This is a genomic window from Rubritalea sp., from assembly GCF_039830215.1.
Taxonomy (GTDB): domain Bacteria; phylum Verrucomicrobiota; class Verrucomicrobiia; order Verrucomicrobiales; family Akkermansiaceae; genus Rubritalea.
Window position 1 is genome coordinate 1 of sequence record NZ_JBDOPO010000026.1, and the last position, 5320, is coordinate 5320.

The following is a 5320-nucleotide window of genomic DNA, read 5'->3' on the forward strand; positions in this document are numbered from 1 at the left end:
GAGGACGAGGAGCAATAAACACTTACCCGATTTAACACCTAACTAATCTTCCACGCATGAGCCGAAAAATCGAACTCACACGCATCCACGCAATCAACTGGTTTGGCTACCAAGATACCTTTGATATCCACGGCAACCTTCTCATCGCCGGAGTCACCGGCTCAGGAAAGTCTATCTTGATGGACCTGATACAGCTTGTCTTGATTGGTGATCAAAAGTCGAAGTATAACCAATCTGCGACTGGTAAAGCTTCTTCACGCACACTGAAATCCTATTGCCTAGGTGACACTAAGGATGAAATCGATGGCCTTCCCCAGTACATGCGTAATGACGGAGCGACCACCTATGTCGCTCTAGAATTCAGATGGCCTAACAGCCATAAGGTGGAAACATGGGGACTCCGTATCGAGTTCGACAGTGCAGCTCAGAACCAGGCCTCTCGCCGGCACGGCTTCATGATCCCACGTCGCTTGGACAAAGCCGACTGGATTGACCAATTTGATTTCCCGCTCGATTGGTCGAGCTTCCGCGACTATGTCGGCGAGTGCGAAGGCAAGGTCTTCGACACGATGGAGTCCTACCGCCGAGAAATGGCTCTCCCCAGCCACCTCAACTACGACCGACAAACGCTCGACTACTTGCTGCCAGCAGCGATGTCTTTTACCTTTCTCGACAACTTTAACAAATTCTGTCGCAACTACGTTCTTCCGCCTGATGAAGTTCGCATCCAAGAAGTGCGAGATTCCTACCACGCATTCCTCTCACTGCGCCGCGAACTCACAGCTCTGCGCCGTCAGTTAGATTTGCTAGAATCTATTGGTAAAGACTTTAAAACGAATAAGCAATCGATCATTGATAAAGATCTCTACGCGGATATTTCCCGTGACCTTCAATGCGAAGAATTGCGCGAAATGGTCGAGGAGTTAGAAGCAGAGATCAAGGAGCTTGAGAAACAAGCCAAGTCAGAGAATTCCCGTGAGACAGAACTTGAGTCACTTCTCAAGGGTGGCCGTGAGCGACGAGACATTCTGCGTGACGCCCTAAATGAGACCGAAGATGGTCGCTTGTACCTCCACATCCGTGAAGACAACCGCAGGCTCGTAGGCCAAATCAACCAGCTCAGAGAAGCCGGGAAAACGATCGGTGAAGCCCGAGTGCTGCGCTGCCGCATGATCCGCAACTGGTTAGAGGCACTTCAGAAAACTGGCATCAAGCTTCCGCACGGCATGGTGAAGTCTGTAGAGAAATCGCTCAAAGCCACTGAGGAATGTGAACTACACGAACTCACTGAGAACCTAGAAAAACTCGCCGACAATGTCCGCAACCTCCACTACGCTTCGAAAGATGCTGAGAAGCCATTGCGTGATGAAGTGGAGAAAAAGGTCAACAAACTGCGTGGCCTCTCCGCTCGGCTAGAAACTCTCGATCGTGGTAAAGTTAGCCAACGTTCCGTATTGTTAGACTCTATCAACTCAACCCTTCCTCGTAGAAGGAATGGTGACCCAGCAGCCTTCGCATTGCGTGAACTCTGTGAGGTAAAAGACGAACGTTGGCGACCAGCCATTGAGATCGCATTTAGCCGGAAATTCGCAGTGGTTGTTGAGCAAGAGAACTACAGGTTCGCAGAAACAATCTACCGCGAAATGAAAGGTGGCGCACCTGGTGAGTCATTGATCAACCCAGACCAAGCCCTCGACCTCAACTCTCGCTGTGAGCCTAACTGTTTAGCGGAACACCTAGAATGTCACGACCCTGTGGCTCAGTCGATCGTCGACCACCTCTTTGGCCGTTTGATTTGCGTGGAAGACGCTAAAGATCTCACCAATTTCAACTCATCCATTCTTCCTGACGGCTTCACCTACCGTAAGCCATTTGCGGAGCGCCGAGGACACTACGACAACATCCCCTACATTGGGAGCCGTGGTCTTGAGCAGCAAAAAGTGGCTCTTGAAAATGAACGTGAGCGCATTCGTAAAGAACTCGAACGCCTCCAGCCACTTGCTGAGTTGTTAGCTGAATGCGAAAACAACTACCGCAAGCAACGCCTCGACAGCCCAAGCCTTGGTGCTCAGCTAGCCGACCTTCAACAGCTCAAAAGTGCCGAAGACCGACTGCAAGACAACATCAACCGCCTAAAAACGATCGAAGATGGTGGCTTCGAAGAAAAAGAAGCAGAACTTGGAAACCTCGATTACACTCTCGGTGGCTACGAGCGCGAGCTCAAGAGCCTCAGAAAATCTGATCTCAAACTCGAACTAGGCCGCCGCCAAGGCAGCCTAGAAGATTACCAAGAACAACTCGACAAAGCCGATGCCGAACTCGCACTTTTCCGTGCAGAGTGCATTGGAATCGGTGAGCACGACGAACGCCGTGAGCTGCTCTATGAAAATCTGATCACAGAATTCCCAGCACTCGATCTCGCCGTTTCACAAGCATCCCGTCTCGAACGAGCCTGCATCGACCGCTCTCACCTATCCTGGGCATCCGTCCTAGAAACCCGCAAGGAGCTCGCTCGTCAGTTCCCTATCTACAACGAATTTTCTCCAGAAGATGAAGAGAATGGACCGTGGAATGAAAGACTCGAGCGCATTGCCCAAAGTGACATTCCAGCGTACGAAGGCAAAGCCGAACGCGAAGAACGCAACTGGCAGGAAATATTCCGCAAGCAAGTTCTCGTCAAGCTGCGCAGCGCATTGATGCGAGTCGACCTCACACTCAAGCTGCTCAACAAAGAACTCAACAAGCCGATCGGTGTCCACCTCTACCAGATTCGCAAGAAGCGCAATCCTGATTACGCCATCTATCAGAAACTCGTCGACAACAGCGCACTAGCTGATGAAGATTCCCTCTTCTTTGAATCCATCGATTCCGAGACTAAAGAAGAAGTTGAACGCATCTTCGACACCCTCGTTGAGGACCCTAACAATGCTGAGGCGCTCAATTTCCTCGACTACCGAAACTACTATGACTACGACATGTCAGTGCTGGACACCCGCGACCCAGATGGCCGTGAAACGTCGGTTGATAAACAGTCAGGTAAGTTCTCTGGTGGAGAAAACCAGTCGCCATACTTCATTGCTATCCTAGCCTGTTACCTCCGTGCTTACCATCGTTACGAGCGCCGTGGAAAAGAACCTAGCATTGGTCTAGTACCCATTGACGAAGCCTTCTCCAAGCTTTCAGGTGAACGTATCCGCGACTGTATAGACGCTCTTACCCAACTCGGACTTCAAGGAGCGTTCTCGATGTCATCCGGAAACATCCCATACGCGATTGACCTATGTGACCAGACCATGGTCGTTTCTAAAAAGGAAACAAAAGTCGGCCGCATCAACCACATCCGGAACATTGCTGTCTCGCTCACGCGTAAGGAAGCCACAGAGAAGCTAATGAAATAAGACACGAAACCCATTTCAGCCTCGATCAACGAAGCCTACTAAAAGTGAGGGCTTTTCATAGTACCCCTCACTTTTTTTATCCCCTATTGGTTCCATACTAACAAAGAACTTTTCATTGCTGTTAGAAATAGGTAAGGCTTAGAGACCTTACATCTATTGCATGAGAAAAGCTACATCCCCATCCCGCGTCCTTCTAGAAGCGCAAGAAGCCATTAAAACTCTACGCGAAGGTAGCTGGAAAGATCTGTTTGTAATCTATATCGCGTTTTCATTGGTCTCAGCAATGCTTTTGACGCCATTGGTTGGAATCACCATTCAGGTACTTGTGTCACTCTCGGGTCAGCCTGCTCTCAGCGACACTGAGATAGCTACCTTCCTTCTTAGCCCAGTCGGAGCCATCTCTGGAATCATTATCGCCACGCTCGTTCTAACTATCGCTTTTCTCACCTATGCAGCGCTGTTAGTTGGCAGCCATGCATACTACCACCATTCACACGCCCACCTTACTGGCATATTCAGGGCGATCACCCGCAGAGGCCCGCAGTTAGTCAAACTTTGCCTCCGCTTCACCTTTGCCATACTGCTTGTAGCGCTGCCGATTGTTGGATTAATCGCGGCCGACTACCTCTACTTCATCAGCGATAATGACATCAATTATTACCTGGCTGAGAAACCACCGGAGTTTATCAAAGCTGTGGTGATTGCCGCGCTACTATTGATCTCCATGGGCGTCCTTTTGATAAAAATGGCCATCAGCTGGTTTTACGCTCTCCCTCTCGTTCTGTTTGCTTCTATCAGTTCCAAATCCGCAAAAAAGCGCAGCACTGTGATCAGCAAAGGCCAAAAGAAACACATTGGACTGTGGCTAGCACTCTGGCTTTTCGGTACGCCAGTAGCCATCACACTTTTATGCTCCCCATTCAATCTTGTAGCTGAATGGCTCATTCCTCAGCTCGCTGACCGTCTACCACTGCTAGCCCTCACGCTCGGTGGCACTCTAGCCATCACTTCAGCGATCTCCTTCATCGTTGGCTTCATCACTATTTGTATGCTGGCCCACCAAAACCTCCAGATGTTTGAAAAGTGCGGTTTGGATACCACGGTTCCAGTTCATTTCGGCGCAGGCGAGAAATTCCATGTCCCACTCAAAGAAAAGTATGCTTTCTTTGCAACCCTCGCAGCACTAACCGTTTGCGGCATAGTTTGCTACCAGTGGATCAGCAACCATCATAAGGAAGACAAGGTGCTCATTATCGCCCACCGAGGTTCTTCAATGGATGCTCCAGAAAATACCCTCGCTGCGATTCAGATGGCTGTCGACGCCGGCGCAGACTTCATCGAGATAGATGTGCAAGAAACTGCCGACGGTGTGGTTGTCGTCTTCCACGATTCCGATTACAAACGTCTCGCTAATAAAAAACTCAACATCTGGGACGCTCAGTCAAGCGAACTGCCAAACATTGAAATCGGCTCATGGTTTGACCCTAAATTCTCAGACCAGACAACTCCAACATTGAAACAAGTCTTCGATATCTGCCGAGGAAAGTCGGGAGTATTGATCGAACTCAAGTACTACGGGCACGACGTAGCTCTCGAGCAAAAAGTCATCGACATCGTAGAAGCCGAGAAAATGACTGAGCAGATCATGATCATGTCACTCAACTACGAAGGCATGCAAAAAGTCCGCAAGCTCCGTCCAGACTGGAAGATCGGCCTTCTCTCGACTGTAGCTCTCGGTGACATCACAAAACTCGACGTCGACTTCCTAGGACTCAACAGCCGAGCTGCCACCCCGAAACTAGTCAAACGCGCCCACGCTAATAGCATCGAAATCTTTGTGTGGACCGTCAATACCAAGCTGGACATCTCAGCAATGACGAGCCGTGGTGTGGATGGTCTCATCACTGACACACCAACCACCG

2 protein-coding genes are annotated in these 5320 nt (G+C 49.9%); both read left to right on the plus strand.

What is annotated here, in order from left to right:
* The first annotated feature begins 56 nt into the window (after positions 1–56).
* Complete coding sequence (locus ABGY95_RS00735; RefSeq protein WP_347439762.1) at positions 57–3398, plus strand: SbcC/MukB-like Walker B domain-containing protein; 3342 nt, start codon at positions 57–59, stop codon at positions 3396–3398.
* A gap of 160 nt (positions 3399–3558) precedes the next feature.
* Positions 3559–5320: glycerophosphodiester phosphodiesterase family protein (locus ABGY95_RS00740; protein WP_347439763.1), on the plus strand; the 1762-nt coding region annotated here is incomplete at its 3' end.